This is a genomic window from Actinoplanes sichuanensis, assembly GCF_033097365.1.
Taxonomy (GTDB): domain Bacteria; phylum Actinomycetota; class Actinomycetes; order Mycobacteriales; family Micromonosporaceae; genus Actinoplanes; species Actinoplanes sichuanensis.
On sequence record NZ_AP028461.1, the window covers coordinates 9,527,913 to 9,546,539 of the forward strand.

14 protein-coding genes are annotated in these 18,627 nt (G+C 68.1%); 6 read left to right on the top strand and 8 right to left on the bottom strand.

Annotated features, from left to right (window positions below):
* Window positions 1–128 precede the first annotated feature (128 nt).
* Both murJ and Q0Z83_RS43820 read right to left on the bottom strand, forming a co-directional pair.
* Complete coding sequence (murJ, locus tag Q0Z83_RS43815) at window positions 129–1,859, bottom strand: murein biosynthesis integral membrane protein MurJ (RefSeq protein WP_317789392.1); 1,731 nt, start codon at window positions 1,857–1,859, stop codon at window positions 129–131.
* A 49-nt stretch (window positions 1,860–1,908) separates the two neighbouring features.
* Complete coding sequence (locus Q0Z83_RS43820; protein WP_317789393.1) at window positions 1,909–2,775, bottom strand: hypothetical protein; 867 nt, start codon at window positions 2,773–2,775, stop codon at window positions 1,909–1,911.
* Between the two features lie 102 nt (window positions 2,776–2,877).
* On the opposite strand from Q0Z83_RS43820, the gene Q0Z83_RS43825 reads away from it, so the two are divergent.
* On the top strand, window positions 2,878–4,305 hold the full coding sequence (locus Q0Z83_RS43825) for a CCA tRNA nucleotidyltransferase (RefSeq protein ID WP_317789394.1): 1,428 nt from the start codon (window positions 2,878–2,880) through the stop codon (window positions 4,303–4,305).
* Here the strand turns inward: Q0Z83_RS43825 and Q0Z83_RS43830 are convergent.
* Window positions 4,302–5,414: a hypothetical protein gene (locus tag Q0Z83_RS43830; protein WP_317789395.1), complete on the bottom strand. Its 1,113-nt coding sequence runs from the start codon at window positions 5,412–5,414 to the stop codon at window positions 4,302–4,304. The genes Q0Z83_RS43825 and Q0Z83_RS43830 overlap by 4 nt on opposite strands.
* Window positions 5,411–5,923, bottom strand: a complete 513-nt coding sequence (locus tag Q0Z83_RS43835) for a SigE family RNA polymerase sigma factor (RefSeq protein ID WP_317789396.1) — start codon at window positions 5,921–5,923, stop codon at window positions 5,411–5,413. The genes Q0Z83_RS43830 and Q0Z83_RS43835 overlap by 4 nt, the downstream gene beginning before the upstream one ends.
* A gap of 81 nt (window positions 5,924–6,004) precedes the next feature.
* Between Q0Z83_RS43835 and Q0Z83_RS43840 the strand changes: the two genes are divergently transcribed.
* The gene (locus Q0Z83_RS43840) at window positions 6,005–6,745 is read left to right on the top strand and encodes a hypothetical protein (protein ID WP_317789397.1); all 741 of its coding nucleotides are present in this window, start codon (window positions 6,005–6,007) and stop codon (window positions 6,743–6,745) included.
* 20 nt (window positions 6,746–6,765) lie between these two features.
* Window positions 6,766–7,221 carry a methylated-DNA--[protein]-cysteine S-methyltransferase gene (locus tag Q0Z83_RS43845; protein ID WP_317789398.1) on the top strand — a complete coding sequence of 152 codons (456 nt, stop codon included), beginning with the start codon at window positions 6,766–6,768 and terminating at the stop codon, window positions 7,219–7,221.
* A gap of 51 nt (window positions 7,222–7,272) precedes the next feature.
* Here Q0Z83_RS43845 and Q0Z83_RS43850 read toward each other — a convergent pair whose 3' ends face one another.
* Both Q0Z83_RS43850 and Q0Z83_RS43855 read right to left on the bottom strand, forming a co-directional pair.
* A complete protein-coding gene (locus Q0Z83_RS43850) occupies window positions 7,273–8,352 on the bottom strand; it encodes an inositol-3-phosphate synthase (protein ID WP_317789399.1) in 1,080 nt (359 codons plus the stop codon).
* A gap of 23 nt (window positions 8,353–8,375) precedes the next feature.
* A complete protein-coding gene (locus tag Q0Z83_RS43855; protein WP_317789400.1) occupies window positions 8,376–9,011 on the bottom strand; it encodes a PadR family transcriptional regulator in 636 nt (211 codons plus the stop codon).
* A gap of 158 nt (window positions 9,012–9,169) precedes the next feature.
* On the opposite strand from Q0Z83_RS43855, the gene Q0Z83_RS43860 reads away from it, so the two are divergent.
* The 3 genes from Q0Z83_RS43860 (at window position 9,170) to Q0Z83_RS43870 (ending at window position 14,136) form a co-directional block, all read left to right on the top strand.
* Entirely contained in the window at window positions 9,170–9,637 is a 468-nt protein-coding gene (locus tag Q0Z83_RS43860; RefSeq protein ID WP_317789401.1) for a DUF5318 domain-containing protein, read from the top strand.
* A 517-nt stretch (window positions 9,638–10,154) separates the two neighbouring features.
* Window positions 10,155–12,461 (top strand): transglycosylase domain-containing protein, encoded by a 2,307-nt coding sequence (locus tag Q0Z83_RS43865; RefSeq protein WP_317789402.1) that lies wholly within the window; start codon window positions 10,155–10,157, stop codon window positions 12,459–12,461.
* Window positions 12,462–12,603: 142 nt separating this feature from the next.
* Window positions 12,604–14,136, top strand: coding sequence for a glycosyltransferase family 87 protein (locus Q0Z83_RS43870; protein WP_317789403.1), 1,533 nt, complete (start codon window positions 12,604–12,606; stop codon window positions 14,134–14,136).
* A 26-nt stretch (window positions 14,137–14,162) separates the two neighbouring features.
* Here the strand turns inward: Q0Z83_RS43870 and Q0Z83_RS55990 are convergent, their stop codons facing one another.
* Both Q0Z83_RS55990 and Q0Z83_RS43880 read right to left on the bottom strand, forming a co-directional pair.
* On the bottom strand, window positions 14,163–17,792 hold the full coding sequence (locus tag Q0Z83_RS55990) for a hypothetical protein (RefSeq protein WP_396349878.1): 3,630 nt from the start codon (window positions 17,790–17,792) through the stop codon (window positions 14,163–14,165).
* A 21-nt stretch (window positions 17,793–17,813) separates the two neighbouring features.
* Window positions 17,814–18,590: a deoxyribonuclease IV gene (locus tag Q0Z83_RS43880; RefSeq protein ID WP_317789404.1), complete on the bottom strand. Its 777-nt coding sequence runs from the start codon at window positions 18,588–18,590 to the stop codon at window positions 17,814–17,816.
* Between the last annotated feature and the right edge of the window lie 37 nt (window positions 18,591–18,627).

An 18,627-nucleotide genomic window follows, 5' to 3' on the forward strand; every position in this document is an offset into this window, starting at 1 on the left:
CATACCCGTACTCGGCCATGCCATGGCAGGTCGTCCCCCCGGCGCGGCACCGGTCCAGGGGGACACGAATCCGGCGAATCGGTGTCCGAACAGTCGGAAATCACCTGTTCAGGAGGGGAATCCGATGATCAGCGGCCGAGCTTCCGGCGCACCATCCCGACCACCTGGCTCACTTCGCCGACGCGCAGGAGTAGTGCCGCGCCGAGATAGGCGACCAGGATCACCACACCACCCACGGCGATCTGCACGATCGCCTCGATCCGGCCGTCCGGCGCGCCCGAGCCCGGCAGCAGGCGGGTCACCAGCACGGCCAGCGCCGCGCCGATTCCGGCGGCGACCGCGACCCGGAGCAGCGACGACACCACCGAACCCAGGTTGAGCCGGCCGATCCGGCGGCGTAGCACGGCCAGCGAGATCAGCGCCGACAGCAGATAGGAGAGCCCGTTGGCGGCGGTCATCCCGGCCGCGGTCAGCGACGCGTCGAGAACCGCGGCGAGCACGAAGTAGCCGGTGATCCGGACCGCCACCACCGGCAGGTTGATCAGCGCGGCCGTCCGGTTGCCCTGCATCGCGTAGAAGACGTTGGTGCAGAGGAAGCTGATCGACAGCGGCAGGACGGCGAACGCCGCCACGGTCAGGACCGTGCCCATCTCCAGCGCGTCCGCGTTGGTGATCCGCCCACCGGCGAAGAGGAAGACCGCGATCGGGCCGCCCAGCACCGCATAGGCCACCACGATCGGGGCCAGGGCCGCGGAGACCAGCTTGATGCCGCGGCTCAGGTCCGCGCTGACCTCGTCGAGCCGGCCCTCGGCGGCGGCCGCGCTCATCTTCGGCAGCAGAGCGGTGATCACCGAGACGCCGATGATCCCGTGCGCCATCATCATCAGCAGGAAGACGTTGTTGAAGGCCAGCGCGCCCGGGTTGTCCGCGCTGCCGGCGCTGTTCAGCGCGCGGACCAGCGCGAAGACCGCGATCTGGTTGGCCGCCACGTAGCAGAGCATCCAGCCGGCCAGGCTGCCGATCTCGCGCAGCCCGAGCTGCCGGGGTGCCCACCGCCACGCCCAGCGGAAGCCGACCTTGCGCAGCGCCGGGAGCAGACCGATCGCCTGGACCACCATGCCGAGCAGGGTGCCGGCGCCGATCAGGGTCAACTCGGCGACGCTGATGTTCTCCGGGGTCAGCTGCTTGTCGGTGCCGAAGACCAGCAGGAACACCCCGCACACCGCGATCACCACGATGTTGTTGAGGATCGGCGCCCACATCGGCGCGGCGAAGTGGCCGCGCACGTTGAGCACCGCGCCGATCAGCGCCGACAGGCCGGTGAAGAAGATGATCGGCAGGATCAGGTACGAGAAGTTCGTGACCAGCTCACGGAACTCTGGGGTGGTGGAGTCGCCGCTGGTCTGGATCGCGGTGATCAGTGGGGCCGCCGCCACCACCAGGACGGTCGCCACGCCGAGCATGACCACGGCGAACGAGAGCAGCCGCTGGGTGAACTCCTGACCACCGTCCGGATCGGCCTTGCGCCGCCGGACCAGTAGCGGGATGAGCACGCTGGACAGGATCCCGCCGAGCAGCAGCTCGTAGATCTGACCGGGCAGGAACTGGGCGCCGGTGTACGCGTCACCGACCGCCTCGCCGAGGACCATGCCGATCAACGCGTTGCGGATGAAGCCGATCACCCGGCTGACCAGGCTGCCGATCGCCATCACCGCGCTCTGGCCGGCGGTGCTGCCCCCGTCGGTCTGGCCGGCCTGCTGTGGTGCCGGCTCCTCGACCGAGACGACTATCACGCCGTCCTGGGCCGGAGGCCGGCCATCCGGTGCCGCGTGCGTGCTGCGGTACAGGCCGCCGTTCACCAAAGCCTCCAGAACCCTGCCGATGATGGAGCCACCATAAAGGCAAAACTCACACGTGGTGACGGAGGAGGGTGCCGGGTTCGGCTCCGGCCAGGGTCTCCACCATCCAGCATGCCTCCAGCGGTACGAGAGGCTCACTCAGCGCATCCAGCACGGTCGGATGATCACAGCCGGCCTCGGTCAGTGCGCCGAGCAGAGCCGGCACTCCGGCCAGGTCGCCCGAGTCGGCGATCCGTTTGGCCAGGGGGCGCGTTCCGGCGTACCCCTCCTGGGTGGAAAGAAGCGTGAGAACGGCGCCGGTACGGCGTACCAGATCGGAAAGGTCCTCATGGGGGAACCGCTCGCCGACGCGAACCTGAAGCCGCGCCCGGGCCGGTGCGCTCAACGCCGCGATCGCGGCCTCGTCCAGGACCTGCGGCGACGGCACCGGAGGCGTCGGCCACCAACGCTCGTCGGCGAAGAGCGGCAGCGGGGTCTGCTCGGGCCCGGAGGGCTCGGCGGCCGGGACCGCACGGCGCAGCGAGCGGTACGCGGCCTCGCGAACCGCGGCGATCTCGGCCGGATCGTCGTCCTCGCCGGCCGGCGCGAACGGCGACAGCAACGCCACGACCAGCCCCGGATGGGGCAGCAGCGGGTCGGAGAGGGCGATCACCCGGGCGCAGGACTCCAACTCCCACCAGCGCAACGAGGCCGGGAAGGGGCCCTCGGCGGGCGCCCAGCCCAGCGACACCGGCTCGCTCGACGCGGGTCGGCGCAGCCCCAGATATCGGTCGCCGCTCGGTAGATCGATATCTAGAGTCAGCGAATAGCCGCCCACTACGGGGAAAGAGATGTGCAGCTCGGCGACCTCGGTCACCTGACCGGTCCAGAAGTCGGGGTCCTGGGACAAACGGCGCAAGGCCTCGGGAACCGGCATGTGCCCATCCTGCCCGGCGATAACTCCTCGTGCCATGCCCCCATCCAACCGCCCCACCCGCTGCCCATCGGCGGACCTCCGGGCAGATACGCTGGTGACCCCATGTCTTCTGTACTGAACGACGCCCAGCAGAGAGCGGTAGCCGAGTTGCTCCGCGTGTCCCCCGTCGCCGACGAGCTCGGGCGGCGATTCGCCGATGCCGGGCACGAGCTGCATCTGGTCGGCGGTTCGGTCCGCGACGCGCTGCTCGGCACCCTCGGCGACGACCTCGACTTCTGCACCGATGCCCGGCCCGAGCAGACCCTCTCCGCGGTGAGCGGCTGGGCCGACGCGATCTGGGAGACCGGGCGCGAGTTCGGCACGATCGGTATCCAGAAGAACGGTCTGCGGATCGAGATCACCACATATCGGGCCGAGGCCTACGACGGGGTGACCCGCAATCCGGTGGTCTCCTACGGGACGTCGCTCACCGATGACCTGTCCCGGCGTGACTTCACCATCAACGCGATGGCCGTGTCGGTGCCGGGGCACGAGTTCACCGACCCGTTCGGAGGGCTTCGTGACCTGGCGGCGCGGGTGATCCGTACACCGGCCGCTCCGTCGATCTCGTTCGGCGACGATCCACTTCGGATGCTGCGGGCCGCCCGATTCGCGGCGAAGCTCCGGTTCACTGTGGAGGATTCGGTTGTTTCGGCCATGCATGACATGGCCGCTGATCTCGACCGGATCACCGCGGAACGGATCCGGGACGAGTTCACCAAGCTGATGTCCGGCGCCGATCCGCTCACCGGCCTGCGGCTGCTCGTCGACACCGGGCTCGCCGACCGCTTCCTGCCCGAGATCTCCGGGCTCAAGCTGGAGATCGACGAACACGCCCAGCACAAGGACGTCTACGAGCACACCCTGATCGTGGTCAGCAACGCGATGCGGCTGGAGGGTGACGAGGGCCCGGACTTCGTGCTCCGGATGGCCGCGCTCATGCACGACATCGGCAAGCCCGCCACCAAGGCGGTCGGCCGGGACGGTCGGGTCAGCTTCCACCACCACGAGGTGGTCGGTGCGCGGCTCACCAAGCAGCGCATGAAGGCCATGAAATACCCCAAGGACGTGATCACCGAGGTGGTCGGGCTGGTCGCCCTCCACCTGCGGTTCTATGGGTACGGCCGGGGCGAGTGGACCGATTCGGCGGTGCGTCGCTACGTGACCGACGCCGGCCCGCTGCTGGCCCGGCTGCACAAGCTGACCCGTTCCGACGTCACCACCCGCAACCGCCGCAAGGCCACCCAGCTCGCCACCGACTACGACGCGCTGGAGGAGCGGATCGCCCGGATCGCGGCCGAGGAGGACCTGGCCAAGGTCCGCCCCGACCTGGACGGCAACGCGATCATGGAGCTGCTCGGGGTGCCACCGGGCCCGATCGTCGGTCAGGCCTGGCGCTATCTGAAGGAGCTCCGGCTCGACCGGGGGCCGCTGGATCGCGACGAGGCCGAGGCGGAGCTCCTGAAATGGGCCCGCTCGCAGGACTTCTAGGAACGGGCCACGGTCAGCGTCACACCATCGGTGAACTGGCGCGGCATCCGGTACTCCTCCAGTAGCGTGCCGTCGGCGGCGTGGATCTGGGCGTACCGGTTGCCGAAGGCCAGGATCCGGCCGTCGGCCAGGTAGATCGCGTCCGGCCCGGCGAACAACCCACTCCGTGGGGCGCCGTTGACCGCATCGACGACACGGATGCCGTCGGTCGTTTCGGTCTTCTCGTGGACCAGCACCGTCCGGCCGTCCGGGGACCAGGCACCGTTGCCGACCGGCACTCCGACCATCGGGATGCTCCGAACCCGCTCGCCGGTGTCGGTCGAGTAGACGACTACACCCTCGAGCCTGTCCGGGTGGGCCTCGCTGCGGGGCACGCTGACATCGAGTCGCGGGACGGCGAACTCACGGCCGTTCGGCAGCCAGCTGAACGAGCAGAAGTCGGAACAGAGCGAATCGACGTCGGCGTTGTCGAACTCACGGAGATTCCCGGTACCTGTCTCGTAGACGGCGAAACCACCCTTGACCGGCACCAGCAGGCGGGACCCGTCCGGCGACCAGACCGGGTCGGCGCCCACTCTCAGGTCCGTGTCGACGTTCAGCGTGTCCACCACACCGCCGGCGGTGTTCACCACGTCGGTCCGATACCGGGAGATCTTCGCCGCGAACCGCTTGCCATCGGGTGCCATGGCCGGCCGGCCGTAGTCGAACGGCAGTTGCCGGTACCGGCCGGCGTCCCGATCCAGCGATACGTGAGTGTTCTCGTCGACCCCGTCGTCGACCCTGGTCGGGATGGTGACCATGGTGACGACCGCGTCACCGGGAAGCCGATAGGGCGTCTTGATCATGAAATCGGGCAGCGGACGCACACTCGCCTGCACGGTGACCGACGGCGTCGGTGCCGGATGCACCACCGGGATCCGCGGTTCCGGCCGCAGCCAGACGAACGGAACGGTGACGACCGCGAGGACCGCCAGGGCGGCCGCGGCATGCCGGCGACGGCGGATCCGGCGACCCTGGACGCGGGCCGCACCGGCCAGGTCGTAGGCGTGCGGGGCGTCGTCGGCGAGGTCCTGGACCGCGTCGCGCAAGGTCTCCTCCAGGTCTCTCATCGGGCCCCTCCCATCGACGTGATCCGGTCGCCGACCATGCCGCGCAGTTTGGCCAGGGCGCGGGACGCCTGACTGGCCACCGTGCCGGGCCGGCAGCCGAGCGCCTCGGCGGTCTCCTCCACCGAACGGTCCTCCAGGTAGCGCATCACGAGTACGGCCCGCTGCCGGGCCGGTAGCGACAACAGGGCGTCGCGGACGGTGAGCCGGTCGGTGACGTCCTGGTCGTGGCGGCGCTCGGCGGCCCGGTCCGGCACTTCGGCGACGAACACCTCGTTGCGGCGTGCGGGCCGGCGCCAGGCGGACGCCCGGTCGTTGTAAATGATCTTTCGGACGTACGCCTCGGCGTCACTGTGAATCCGCGGCCACCGCGCGTACGCCTTCGCCAGCGCCCCCTGCACCAGGTCCTGTGCGGACTCCCGATCCCCGGTCAGCGCGTGCGCGATCCGGAGCAGAGCCTGCCCCCGTTCCGCAACGAATGCGGTGAACTCGTCTTCGAGCGACTGCCTCACCGGTCACCTCCGCCGAGCACGACGCGCGAGGGATCCAGATCTTTGCATTCATTTTCGGGCCGGGACGGTAGCGTCCGGGCCATGAGCGCAGTACGCAACCGGGTCCTCGCGGCCCTGCTGGCCGTCGCCCCCGCGGCCGGGCTTCTCATCGGCGCACCGGTGCAGGCGGCCGACTCCGACATCGTCATCAAGTCCGTCTCGGTCAGCCGGGACACCGTGGTCCTGGGTTCCAGGGCCGGCTGCGCGACCGTCACCTTCACCGCGGTGCTCAGTGCGCCGATCCCGGCCGGCAGCCCGGCGCCCAGCGGTGTCCGCGTCGACATCGAGGGGCCCCTGTCGCAGGACGGTTACCTGCGTGGGCGGAGCCTCACCCAGGTCGGATCGTCGACCACCTACCGGGCCACCCTGCCGTTGTGCGGCACCGATCGATCCGGTCGTTACCTCGCCGTGGTGTCCGGCGGGGTCTACACCGGGCCCGGCCAGGCGACCTACATCGACCCCGAGTTCATCGACGTCTTCATCAAGCGGCCGTCCCGGCTGACGTTGAACGCGTCGCCCGAGCCGGTGCGCAAGGGTCGGAAGATCACCGCCAAGGGCATTCTCAAGGTCGATGGCAAGGGGTACGCCGCAGCCAGGGTCAAGGTGTTCTTCAAGGCGAACGGCGCGAGCACCTGGACGTACAAGGGCACCGCCGTCACGAACGCCAAGGGCGTCTACGGCAAGCGATTCACCGCCGTCCGCAGCGGTGTGTGGAAGGCCGTCTACGAGGGCGACCTGAAGCGTGAGCCGGCCGCCGCCGGGGACGCCGTCAAGGTCGGGTAGTCCGGGGCAGACTGGAAGCCATGTTCGTCATCGAGTCGCCGATCGGTCCGCTCGGTCTCGTCGTCGACGGTCCGGCCGTGGTGGGCGTGCGTTTCGCCGCCCGGCCCGGGCCGTCCACCGACCATCCCGCGGCCGAGCAGTTGCGTGCCTACTTCGCCGGAGAGCTGACCGACTTCACGGTGCCGTTCGACATGCGTGGCGGTTCGGAGTTCGAGCGGGCGGTCTGGGCGGAGATCGCCCGGATTCCGTACGGCGAGACGATCACCTACGGGGCGATCGCCACCGCGCTCGGCGATCCGGGAGCGGCCCGCGCGGTCGGCACGGCCTGCAACCACAACCCGATCCCGGTGATCGTCCCGTGCCACCGGGTGGTCGGCGCCGGCAACAAGATGGTCGGCTTCGGCGGCGGCCTGGACCGCAAGCGCATCCTGCTGGAGCTGGAGGCCGCGGTCGCCCTGCAGCGGGCCTGGAGCTGATTCAGGCCGGCCCGTTTCGCCCGGGCCGGCCTGAATCGACAGGGACGAGCGTCAGCGCTCGATCTCACCCGCGATGAACGCCTCGACGGCCGCGTGGGCGTCGTGGTCGCTGTACTGCACGGGCGGAGACTTCATGAAGTAGGACGACGCCGACAGGATCGGGCCGCCGATGCCGCGGTCCTTCGCGATCTTCGCGGCACGGACCGCGTCGATGATCACGCCGGCCGAGTTCGGCGAGTCCCACACCTCGAGCTTGAGCTCGGCGTTCAGCGGGGTGTCACCGAACGAGCGACCCTCCAGGCGGATGTACGCCCACTTGCGGTCGTCGAGCCACGGCACGTGGTCGGACGGGCCGATGTGCACGTCACTCTTGATCATCTCGTGCGGGATCTGGGAGGTCACCGACTGGGTCTTCGAGATCTTCTTGGAGACCAGGCGGTTGCGCTCCAGCATGTTCATGAAGTCCATGTTGCCGCCGAAGTTCAGCTGGTACGTGCGGAGCAGCTCGACACCGCGGTCCTCGAACAGCTTCGCCAGCGCGCGGTGCACGATGGTGGCGCCGACCTGGCTCTTGATGTCGTCGCCGACGATCGGCACGCCCGCGTCGGTGAACTTCTGCGCCCACTCCGGGTCGGAGGCGATGAAGACGGGCAGCGCGTTCACGAACGCGACACCGGCGTCGATGGCGGCCTGCGCGTAGAACTTGTCGGCCTCCTCCGAGCCCACCGGCAGGTAGGACACCAGGACGTCGACCTCGGCGTCGCGCAGGACCTGGACGACGTCGACCGGCTCGGCCGTCGACTCCTCGATGATCTCGCGGTAGTAGGTGCCCAGGCCGTCGAAGGTCGGGCCGCGCTGCACGGTGACGCCGGTCGGCGGCACGTCGGTCAGCTTGATGGTGTTGTTCTCGCTGGCGACGATCGCCTCGCTGAGATCCATGCCGACCTTCTTGGCGTCCACATCGAACGCCGCGACGAACTTCACATCAGATACGTGATAGTCGCCGAAGGTCACGTGCATGAGACCCGGGACGCGGTCGTTTGGGTCGGCGTTCTTGTAGTACTCCACGCCCTGCACGAGGGACGAGGCGCAGTTACCCACACCGACGATGGCGACGCGGACGGAACCCATCGCGTTTGCCTCCTTGTTGTTCATCACGGCCGGTCCAGGTGCGGACGCGGTGGTTCTGGGTTGTTCTCCGCACGCCGGCTCTCCACGCGCTGACTCTCCGCGCGTTGTCGGAAGGCCGGGGTGCGGCCGGAGCGTTCGTTACTGATCAGCTCTTCCAGCCAGCGGACCTCGCGCTCACACGCGTCGAGACCGTGGCGCTGAAGCTCCAGGGTGTAGGCGTCGAGACGATCGGCGGCGCGGGCCAGGATCTCGCGCAGCCCCTCACGGCGCTCCTCGATGCGGCGGCGCCGGCCCTCCAGGATGCGGAGCCGGGTGGCGCGATCGGTGCGCGAGAAGAACGTGAAGTGCACGCCGAATCCGGCGTCGTCATACGTCTCCGGGCCGGTCTGGGTGAGCAGGTCGGCGAAGTGCTCCTTGCCCTCTGCCGTGATCTTGTAGACAACCCGCCCCCGCTTGCTGGTCATCGGGGGAATGATGTCGCTGTCGGCCTCGGCCTCACTGATCCAGCCGGCGAGCTTCAGCCGCTTCAGAGTGGGGTACAGAGTGCCGTAGCTGATCGCGGCGCGGAGCGTGCCGAGTTTGGTGGCGAGTTCCTTTCGGAGCTCATACCCATGCATCGGGGCCTCCTGGAGGAGACCGAGGATCGCCAATTCCAGCACTGGCCCTCCCTCGAACTGTGTCCCGATGTATCGGCTCGATACATCGCAACCGTAGATCGGCCCGCTCAGGTCCGCAACTTACCCATCCTGTGCAGTCGCCACGCCACGCTGTGTGATGACTGTCGCCGTGGGAGCGGGGACCGCGTACTCTCTTCGCCATGCGCACGCAGCGGCAGGTTGTCGACTACTCGCTACAGAGGCGGGCAGTCCTGCGTGACGTCAAAAACGGCCGGATCGGTCCGCTTGAAGTGTGTGACGCGTCTCCTTACTTGAGAAACGCCGCAACCTTCCATGGCGAGCCGACCGACGAACGGTGCCCGATCTGCCGCCGGGACAACCTGACGCTTGTGCACTACGTCTATGGCGATGAGCTCAAGCAGTCCGCTGGTCAGGCTCGGAAAATGGCCGAGCTGCCCGTGCTGGCGATGACGCTGCGTGAGTTTCAGGTCTTCGTCGTCGAGGTGTGCCGCTCTTGCGCCTGGAACCACCTGATCGAGAGGTTCGTTCTGGGGCGAGACGGTCTCGCCGACGATGAGACGTTGCACACCGACGTTATGGTCTCGTCCGGTGGAGGGGGATCCCACCGGACAGGTCCGTCGTCACACAGCGGGGAGGCCCGGGGATGAACCGGATCGATCTCGCTAACGTGTACGAGTTTGAGACCGGATTTCGGTCATCACAGACACATGACATGGGGGCTGCCGGGACCGCAGCCCACAACGCCCGCTCGTGGCGCAGTGTCGGAAAGGCTCGTCCGGGCCTTATGACCGCGCCCCCGCGACCGGTAGGTGTGAGGGAATGAACGCGTACGGCGAATCGCAGTCCGCACGAGCCCGGGTACAAGTGCCCGGGCCGTCCGCTGCTTCCACGCCCGGCGACGATCCGCGTAACGAGAGCAAGCCCGGTCCGGACGCCTACCGGCGTCCATCCGGTGCCGCCTCGGTGCCCGGCTCGTCGGGGCGGGCGTCGGTGGGCTCTGCCCCAGCCGCCAGGGCATCGGTCGGCTCGGCGTCGGTGGGCTCGGCGACCCCAGGTCGTGCCTCGGTCGGCTCCGCGCCGGCCGGCGGCCGCGCCTCCGTGGGCTCCGCCTCCGTCGGCGGCCGTGCCTCGGTCGGCTCCGCCTCGGTCGGTGGCCGTGCCTCCGTGTCACCGGGTGGACCCGGCGGCCCGGGTGGCCCGGGTGGGCCCGGTGGTGGCGGATCAGGTGGCTCCGGTGGCTCCGGTGGCAAGAAGGGCCGCAGCAAGGCCGACAAGAAGTACCGGCGGGCCAACATCCTGACCGCGGCCGCGGCGGTGCTGGTCATCATGCTCGGTGTCGGCATCGTCGGTGGCACCTACTTCTTCGACGACGTGAAGCTGCCGACGCCCAAGGCCGAGGCGCAGATGAACACGATCCTGCTGTCCAACGGCTCGGTGCTGGAGAAGACCGGCTCGCCCCGGATCAACGTGCCGTACCAGAAGATGAGCCCCAACATTCAGAATGCCGTGATCGCTGCGGAGGACAAGAACTACCGCACCCACAACGGCATCGACATGAAGGGCATCGCCCGCGCCGCGTGGAACAACTTCACCGGCGGTGAACTGCAGGGCGCCTCCACCATCACCCAGCAGTACGCCCGGCACGTCGCCGACGAGAAGGACATCAGCTACAGCCGTAAGCTGCGCGAGGCGGTGATCGCCCGCAAGCTGGAGTCGGAGTACAGCAAGGACGAGATCCTCGGCATGTACCTGAACTTCATCGACCTCGGCCGTGGCCGGTACGGCGCCGAGTCGGCCGCACAGGGCTACTACGGAGCCTCGGTGGTCCAGGGCTCCAAGAACGAGATCAACGTCTACCAGGCCGCGGTACTCGCGTCGCTGATCAAGCAGCCGTACGCGACGAAGACCCACCCCGGTTACGACCCGGCGAACAACCGGCAGGAAGCCGAGCAGCGCTGGGAGTACACGCTGAAGAACATGCTCGAGCTGGGTGCGATCACCCAGGCGCAGTATGACCAGCGGAAGTACCCCATGCCGATCGACCCGAAGAAGGCCGCCAAGGGCACCCCGGAGGACAAGCCGGTCAACATGGTCACGCGCCATGTCCTGTTCGAACTCAACTCCCTCGGCATCACTGCGGACAAGTTGAAGGCCGGTGGCTACACGGTCACCACCACGATCAACCCGAAGGTGCAGGCGGCGGCGGAGAAGGCCGGCTCCAAGACGAGCAAGACCTCCCCGATGTACAAGCAGAAGGCGTCGTACCAGGCCGCGGTCATCGGCATCGACCCGAAGAGCGGTGAGGTGCTCGGCTACTACGGCGGCGACGACCCGTACGGCATCGACTACGCCGGCTACATGAAGGGTGACGGCAGTGGCGTGCCGGACGACGGATCCGGTGGTCAGTCCCCGGGCTCGACGTTCAAGATCTACACGCTGGCCGCCGGCCTCAAGGCGGACTACTCCTTCGACACCGTCTGGGACGTGAACAAGGAGAAGCCCGAAGGCGGCAAGATCAGCAACGCCGGCGCCGACCCGGGCGCGATCTGTGATGGCAAGGGTGCCTTCTGTGACCTCGAGACCGCCACGATCCGGTCCTACAACTTCCCGTTCTACTGGATCGCGGACGAACTCGGCCCCAACAAGGTCATCGAGGCCGCCCGCGACGCCGGTGTCGAGACGATGTGGACCGACAAGGGCAAGAAGATCGACCTGAAGGGCAAGCTGGGCAGCGACTTCCACACCGAGGTCGCCTTCGGCCAGTACCGTGTCCTTCCCCTGGAGCACGCGCAGGGTGTGGCCACGATCGTGAACGCCGGCGTCCGGCACGACGCGCACTTCGTCAAAGAGGTGAAGCAGCGTGACCCGAAGACCGGTGACGAGAAGGTCCTCTACACCGCGCCGCAGAAGGGCAAGCGCGTCTTCGACGAGGCCCAGATGTCGAACCTGCTCGGCGTCATGAAGGCGATCCCGAAGCGGGCCAAGAAGACGATCGACGGTCACGAGACGGTGGGCAAGTCCGGCACCTGGGAGATCGAGATCGACGGCAAGAGCCTGAACGGTGACACCTGGTTCGTCGGCGGCATGCCTCAGTTGGCTGCGACCGTCTGGGTCGGTGGCGCTGAAGGTCGTGTGTCGCTGAAGGAGAAGAACGGCGACCCGATGTTCGGTTCCGGCACTCCTGCCTCGATCTGGAAGGAGTTCCTCGAGACCGCCGCCGAGGCGATGAAGTGGGACGAGGAGAAGTTCCCGGAGCGCATCAAGACCGGTGACGACAGCAAGGGCAACGGCACGAAGCCGGTCGTGGAGACGCCGATCACCCAGGACCCGAACAGCGGGTTCTGCCAGATCGACCCGACCAACATCCTCTGCCAGGTGACCGGCGGCAACACCGGCAACACCGGTCCCGGCAACAATGGGGGCGGAAACAACAACGGTGGCGGTAACGGCGGCGGAGACGACGACGATTAGCGACCCTGACTGAGAAGCGGCGTCCATCTCGTGGAGATGGGCGCCGCTTTGTCTTAGCCGTGGCTGTGTGTCTGATGAAGATCGGTGTGCCGGACCCGGCCGGTCACCTTTCCGGGCTACTCATGCGGCATGATGCCAAGACATGAGCGCCCTACCGCCCACCGATCGGCCTGACGTCTCGAGCGCGACCTCGGACGGCTTCGTGCGCGGACTCTCTGAAGCCATCGGCGGGCCACTCGGTGCCCACGCGGTGCGCCCGGACGCCCGACCCGGCCGATTCTGGACCGCCGAGCGCATCGTGATCGCGCTGGCCTGTCTGATGCTGGCGCTCTCCTGGGTGCAGAAATCGCCCTGCATGGATGGCAACTGGCAGAAGAACGTCCAATACACGCGGTATTGCTACACCGACGTGCTGGCGCTCTACTTCGCCGAAGGGCTCAACGAAGGCAAGGTCCCCTACCGGGACCACCCGGTCGAGTATCCGGTGGTCACCGGATACTTCATGGGCGCGCTCGGGCTGCCGGTCCACTCGTACGGGCAGACCCACCCCGACATCAACCAGGGCAGCTGGTTCTACAACATCAACGCTCTGGTGCTCTCGATCCTGGCGGTGATGAGTGTCGGGGTCATCCTGGCGCTGCGCCGACGCCGGCCCTGGGATGCCGCGATCTTCGCGCTCTCACCGATTCTGCTGGTCACCGCCACGATCAACTGGGACTTCCTGGCGATCGGGTTCTTCGCTCTCGGCCTGTACGTGTGGGTCAAGCGGTACCCGGTCTGGGCCGGTGTCCTCTTCGGCCTCGGCGCGGCGGCCAAACTGTGGCCGCTGTTCATCCTCGGGCCGATCCTGATCCTGGCGCTGCGGATGGGCCGGATATGGACATTCGTCAGCTCGTTCGTGGCCGCCGGGATCACCTGGCTCCTGGTGAACCTGCCGGTCATGATCATGTGGCACGAGAGCTGGCTGCGGTTCTTCCGGCTCAATGACGAGCGGCCGATCGACTGGGGCACGTTCTGGTACATCGGGCGGTACATCGACAGCAAATGGAACACCGGGGCGGTCGGTGACCAGGGTCCGTTCCAGTGGCTCAGCGATCACGTGCCGACGCTCAACAACGTGTCGTACGCGTTGTTCGGCCTTTCCTGCCTGGCGATCCTGGTCCTCGGACTACTGGCACCCCGCCGGCCGCGGTTGAGCCAGCTCGCGTTCCTGGTCGTCGCCGCGTTCCTGATCTTCAGCAAGGTCTGGTCCCAGCAGTACGTGCTGTGGCTGCTCCCGCTGGTGGTCCTGGCCCGCCCGAAGTGGGGCGCGATCATCGCGTGGACCATCGCCGAGATCGGCTATCTGGCCGCCTTCTACGCCGAGCTGATCGGTGCCAACGGCAACGCGGTCATCCCGGAGGGCACCTTCGTGCTCGCCTCCACCCTCCGCCTGGTCACCGTGGCGGTGTTGTGCGGTCTGGTGGTGCGCGAGATCTGGCGCCCGGAGTTGGATGTGGTCCGGGCGAGCTACGACGGCGCCGACCCGGATGCCGGTCCGCTGGACGGGCCGGAGCACCCATGGATCACCGGCTTGCGTCGCAGCCTCGGCATGGGCCCGTCGGACGAGGCCCCGCCCCCGCCGCCGGTCCACAAGGACGAGGACGAGCCCGCCGAGCCCCTCCCGGCGAGCTAGAAGGCTTCCAAGATCGGAGCTTGGTCCTAGTCGAGGTAGAAGACGACGGCGCCGGGGATGTCCTCGCGCCGGATGTCGAGGTTGTCCACCGGCAGGTCGCCGGCGCCCTCCCACGAGGTACCGGCGATGTGGTCGCTCAACAGCAGCACTCGGCGGACACCGATCGAGTCCAGGTAGTTGATGCTGGTGGCGTCCGGGAAGCCGGCCACCTTGGCCCGCAGTTCACTCTGCGCCTGTGCGCCGAAGCCGCCACCACCGTTGGCCATGTCCTGGAACTTCGTGGTGCTCCAGAGCTGGACCGTCTGGTCGGTGAACTCGGCGGTCGGCAGGACGAGCATCGGTCCGGGGACGGTACGCATCGCGGCCGGCTGGGTCGGGACGATCGGATGCGCCGTGGTGTTCCAGCCCTCCAACGCCACCAGGAACAGCGGAACCAGTGTGGCCAGGCGTAGCCAGGGGCCCGGCCATGGTGGGATCCGCTGGGCGGCCAGGTGCTCGGCCCGCCGGACGAAGTCGTCGACCGCTCCGGCGGCCAGGATCGTCAGCACCAGCGTCACCCACAGCATCAGGCGACCCGGAATGCGCAGGTCGAACGAAGCCGGGAAGTGCCCGAACAACGGCAGGTAGGTCCAGCGGCCCTCGAAGAAGTTCGTGCCCAGAGTGAGGACGACCGCGGTGGCCAGCCCACCGAGGAGCACCAGTCGGTGCCGGAGCCGCCAGATCGACAGGAACAGACCGGCGAGGGCCAGCGCGTACAGCACGAAGCCGGGAAGCAGCGACATCTCGGCCGCCCAGCCGAGCGTGGAACGAGGAGTCTCGTGGGCGGCACCCCAGATACGTGATTCGGCTGGACCGATCAGCAAGCCCTGGAGCGGCGGCGAGAAGAACCGGATCTCTTCAAGACGGGAACCGCTGTCGTTGAGCCGGATGTACGGCACCGCGATCAGGATGCCGACCGCCGCGAAGATCGTGGCACCCATGATGTTGACGTTGGTCAGCAGAACTCCGATGAGCGGCTTCCAACGAGGCTTCTTAGGTACCGGAGTGGGGCGGCGGAAGAACCGCAACCAGCTCTGTTTCTTCCGCGGCGCGCTCTCCAGGACATCCGCCCCGGCCAGTTCCACGGCCGGCTGCACCGCGGTGTCGGTCAAGCCACCCGAGGAGGCCGCACCCTTGCCACCACCGGGAGCAGCACCCTTCCCGGCGGCCAAGGCCGCACCCTTGCCATCCGCGCGAGCATCCTTGCCGCCCGTGGAAGCCGCATCCTTGCCCCCTACAGGAGCTGCATCTTTGCCGCCCGTGGAAGCCGCATCCTTGCCCCCTACGGGAACTGCATCTTTGCCGCCTGTGGGAGTCGCATCCCTGCCGCCTGTGGGAGCTGCATTCTTGCCGCCTGTGGGACCCGCGCCCTTTTCATCATTTTTGTCGGCAGCGAGAGAGCTGGATGCGGACGATTTCTCAGGCCTTCCTGCCGGTGAAGCTGCGACCTCGTCGGTCGTAGCCTTCTGATCGGCGAGAGTTGTGGTCTCACTCTTCTGACCGGACGCGGAAGAGGTGGATGCCGCCGCCGTCGCGTCGGCTGTTGGCGAGATTGATGCGACCGATTTGTCGGTCTTTCCGACGGGAGAAGTGGTGAGCGAGGCCGTCTCGCCTTGCCGAGCGGACCTGGATGAGGCGGCTGCCGCCGCGGCGTCGGATGCAGGTGAGGCGGATGTCACCGCATCATCGGTCCCGGACACGGCGGTAACGCCCGCCGCGCCAGACGCCGCCGTCTCGGACACGGCGGTAACGCCCGCCGCGCCGGACGTCGCTGGCGCGGATGTCGAGCCGGATGTCGAGTCGGATGCCGTCGAGTCGGATGCCGTTGCCGCTGGCTTGCCCATCGGAGGCGCTGTGGTCGCTTCGATCCTCTTGTCGGCGGCGGGAATAGCCGTTTCGCCCTTTTTGTCGCGCGCTGCTACCTGGCCCTTGTTGGTGGAGGCGGGAAGAGCGGCAACTTCAGCACTCTTGTCGGTAGTGGCTGTTCCGCCCTTCTTGTCGGGGGCGGAGCCTATTTCGGAGCCGGAGAGGGAAGTCTTGTCGGAATCGGGGATGGGCTTGGTGAGGGCGGCGACCTCGCGACGGTCCTTCTGGTCGCGCCGGTAGCGAAGGAAGCCGCGTAGGGAATGGATCGCCGAGGCGAACATCAAAGCGATCAGGAGCAGGCCCAGTACGTACGCGAAAGGGATGCCCAGCGAGAAGCCGAGGGTGAGTTGCCAGATCGCGACGAGCCAGCCGCAGATCGCCCAGGTGGCGCTGCGTCGTTCGGCGCGGAAGCCGTGTCGCAGTGAATACCCGTGTCCGCGGGCCAGCATGGCGAGCGCCAGCGGGATGCCGCCGGCCGAGATGATGTCGAGGTGGCCCTCCTGCGCGAGCCGCCACGGCGCGTAGGCGAACGCGACCGCCGCGACCGCCGCACCGGTGCGCCGGGCTCCGAGTTGCCGGACCAGGGCGTAGGCGCCGATCACGAGCAGGGCGTGGGCGAACACGAACAGCACGTTGTAACGCAGCACCGCCGCGGCCGGGCCGGTGCCGATCATTCCGGCCAGGGCGTAGCCCACCAGGCTGTCGCCGAAGGCGAGACCGTCCGCTGCCGGGAAGTAGGCGTTCGCCTGCCACAACCGCACCGGATCGCTGATCAGGATGTGCCCGATCCAGGAGACCTGCCAGGCCTGCCGGGACGGGTCGCCGAGGTCCTGCGGGAGCGTGTGCATCGGGTACCGCAGTGCCGGCCAGGTCATCATCACGGCGAGCAGGCAGGCGGCGTAGACCACCAGGGCGTACTCGTGGACGATCCCGCGAAGCGCCGCCCGCAGACCCCGACGGATCCGGCCCGGCTGCTTGTCCTGTGTCGCGGCGAAGACGGACCAGGGGTCCGGCGGCGCCCCGGGCGGCCGAGTCGACGGAAGGGGCTTCCGCGGCTTCGGCGCCGTCTCCTGTGGACTTTCCGTCTTATCCGACTTACCGGATTCATCCGGTCCCGACGAGGTCTGACCCTTCGCGGTTTTGTCGGGTTCCGAGAGGGTCCGCTCCTTCGTGGTTTCGACGGACCGCGAGGAAGCCTGACTCTTCGCGGGTTTGTCGGGCTCCGAGGAGGTCTGACCCGTCGCGGTTTCGGCGGACCGCGAGGGATCCCGACCCTTCGCGGCTTCCTCGGGCACCGAGGAAGCCTGCCCCTCGCCGGAACTCTCGGCTTTCACCGCCACCGAGCCGCCACTCGCGGTCGTCGATGCGCCCGAAGCCGCCCGTGAACTCGCAGGCTGTGCTGCCCCGGAAGGCGCGCCCGATGTCATCGGCGAGGCCGCTGACACGGAAACGGCCGAGGGCGTGGACAGGGACGCGGCCGAGGGCGAAAGTCCAGCCTGGGAAGCGACCGCCGTTTTCCTCCGGAAAAGGCCGAACCGGCGGCGCGGCGAATCCGGCCGGGAGCCGCGCGGGGAATCCGGCCGGGAGTCGCGTGGCGTATCGACCCGCGGGTCGCGCGGGGAATCCGACCCGGAGTCGCCCGGCGAATCCACCCGCGGGTCGCGCGGTGTCGGCACCGATTCCGCGGGCGCGGAGCCGGGCACGGATTCAGCCGCGGCGCCAGGCGCGGTCGGCTTCGGCTGCTCGGTCATGACCCTCCCCGGGGCGGTGCGTCAGTTGCCCGCCCGCTCCCGCAGTAGGGCGATGTCAGCGGTCTGCCCCTCGACTCCACCAGGGGTCTCCACAATGGCCGGAGCTCCGGAGGCGCGGATGGCGGCGACCACCAACTCGGTGTCGATCTTCCCACTCCCGAGGTTGTCGTGCCTGTCCTGCCCCGAGTCGAATCCGCCCTTGGAATCGTTGGCATGAATCAGGTCGATCCGTCCGGTGATCGCCTTGACCCGGTCGACGATGCCGACCAGATCCTCGCCACCGGCGAAGGCGTGGCATGTGTCCAGGCAGAATCCGGCCCCGAACGAGCCGACCGCCTCCCACAGCCGGGCCAGCGCGTCGAACCGCCTGGCACACGCGTTGTCGCCGCCCGCAGTGTTCTCGATCAAGACCGGCAGGGGCAGGCCACCCTCACTCTCCGCATATTCGAAGGCCTTTCGCCAGTTGACGAAACCGGCCTCCAGGTCGGCGCCGGCGCCGACGTGACCGCCGTGCACGATCAGCCCTTTCGCACCCAACTCGGCGGCGGCCCGGGCGTGGGCCATCAGCAGCTTGCGGCTCGGGATGCGGATGCGGTTGTTGGGCGACGCGACATTGATGATGTACGGCGCGTGCACGAAGACGTCCACCTCGGAGGCCCGGATCCGCTCGGCGTCCTCGCGTGGTTTGGGCGAATTGTATTTCTGTGGGTCGGTCAGGAAGAACTGCACCGCCTCGGCGCCGCGGGCGGCGGCCTCGGCCAGCGGGTCGGCGGAATCGACGTGGGCTCCGATGCGCATGGGACGAGCCTACGACGCGGGTACGACGCTTTCCCCT

Excerpts from the sequence above, each read along its gene's own strand:
- Q0Z83_RS55990 (WP_396349878.1), bottom strand. The coding sequence starts at position 17,792 with ATGACCGAGCAGCCGAAGCCGACCGCGCCTGGCGCCGCGGCTGAATCC.
- Q0Z83_RS43870 (WP_317789403.1), top strand. The coding sequence starts at position 12,604 with ATGAGCGCCCTACCGCCCACCGATCGGCCTGACGTCTCGAGCGCGACC.
- Q0Z83_RS43830 (WP_317789395.1), bottom strand. The coding sequence starts at position 5,414 with ATGAGAGACCTGGAGGAGACCTTGCGCGACGCGGTCCAGGACCTCGCC.
- Q0Z83_RS43850 (WP_317789399.1), bottom strand. The coding sequence starts at position 8,352 with ATGGGTTCCGTCCGCGTCGCCATCGTCGGTGTGGGTAACTGCGCCTCG.
- Q0Z83_RS43825 (WP_317789394.1), top strand. The coding sequence starts at position 2,878 with ATGTCTTCTGTACTGAACGACGCCCAGCAGAGAGCGGTAGCCGAGTTG.
- Q0Z83_RS43840 (WP_317789397.1), top strand. The coding sequence starts at position 6,005 with ATGAGCGCAGTACGCAACCGGGTCCTCGCGGCCCTGCTGGCCGTCGCC.
- Q0Z83_RS43860 (WP_317789401.1), top strand. The coding sequence starts at position 9,170 with ATGCGCACGCAGCGGCAGGTTGTCGACTACTCGCTACAGAGGCGGGCA.
- Q0Z83_RS43880 (WP_317789404.1), bottom strand. The coding sequence starts at position 18,590 with ATGCGCATCGGAGCCCACGTCGATTCCGCCGACCCGCTGGCCGAGGCC.
- Q0Z83_RS43845 (WP_317789398.1), top strand. The coding sequence starts at position 6,766 with ATGTTCGTCATCGAGTCGCCGATCGGTCCGCTCGGTCTCGTCGTCGAC.
- Q0Z83_RS43820 (WP_317789393.1), bottom strand. The coding sequence starts at position 2,775 with ATGCCGGTTCCCGAGGCCTTGCGCCGTTTGTCCCAGGACCCCGACTTC.